This window comes from Mycobacterium asiaticum (assembly GCF_001673315.1).
Lineage (GTDB): Bacteria > Actinomycetota > Actinomycetes > Mycobacteriales > Mycobacteriaceae > Mycobacterium > Mycobacterium asiaticum_B.
In genome coordinates, this window is sequence record NZ_LZLQ01000019.1 from 1 (window position 1) to 1,196 (window position 1,196).

Genomic DNA, 1,196 nt, shown 5'->3' on the forward strand with positions numbered 1-1,196 from the left:
GCACTCATCTGGCCGTTGAAGAAGCCGGAGACCTGGCTGCCGATGTTGCCCACGCCGGAGATCATGGCCGCGGTGTTGGCGGCCAGCGTGCTGGTGTTGGCGAAACCGGAGATGGCGTTGCCGAGGTTCTGGAAGCCCGACAGCAACGACCCGGCGTTGTACCAGCCCGACGTCAGCGCCCCGTTGGCATTGGCGAAGCCCGAACTCAGATCGCTGGAGTTGAAGAAGCCGGAAGTCCCACTGGAATTCCCGTTGAAGAAGCCCGAGGACAACGACCCCGAGGAGTTCCCAATACCGAGCAGCCCCGGTGCCGTGAGGTTGAGGTTGCCGAGGAGCGTCATCTGGAAGGGCACCTGTACGTTCGCTCCGACCACCAGGTCCTTCAGGACGATCGGGTTGATGACAATGGGGGGCATCTGTGGGGTCAGTTGGGTACCAGAGAAACTGCTCGTGAAGAAAATGAGGGCGGTAACCGACACGTTGACCGGGATGCCGAACTGCGGGATCGGCCCAATGGTGATTGGATCGAAATAGCCGGTGATCGGGATCGACGCGTTCGTACCCGCCACCAGGTCGATCGGAACCGCCGGGAGATTGATCGGGATGGAAAAACCGTCGGCCACTTGATTGTCGGCCAGCATGAATGAACCGAGGTTCATGCTGCCGGTGTTGAACGAACCGGTGTTGAGGTCGCCTGAGTTGGCGAAGCCGGTGTTGACGCTGCCGCCGTTGAAGCTGCCGGTGTTGCGATCCCCCGCGTTGGCATCACCGGTATTGAGGCTGCCGGCGTTGAAACTTCCCGTGTTGTAGCTACCGGTATTGCCGACGCCGGTGTTGTAGCTGCCGGTGTTGCCGATACCGGTATTGCCGATGCTGGTGTTGCCGATACCGGTGTTGTAGTCACCGGCATTGCCGATGCCGGTGTTTCCATCACCAGAGTTGAAGAACCCGACGTTGTTGTTCCCGGAGTTGAACAGACCGATATTGCCGCTACCAGCATTCAACCCACCGAAACCGCTCAGGTGGTTACCGAAGAGCCCAATACCAGAGTTGTTGTCACCCCAGTTAGCCAACCCGATATTGCCGTTACCGCTGTTGCCGAAACCGAAGTTGCCGCTACCGGTGTTGCCGAACCCGATGTTGCCGCTACCGGAGTTGCCGAACCCGATATTGCCATCACCGAGGTTGCCGAATCC

The 1,196-nt window shown here is 59.6% G+C and carries 1 pseudogene; it reads right to left on the bottom strand.

Annotation, left to right across the window (positions count from 1 at the left end):
* Nucleotides 1-1,196 (bottom strand): annotated as a pseudogene (locus tag A5636_RS25950) (PPE family protein); the annotation flags it as partial.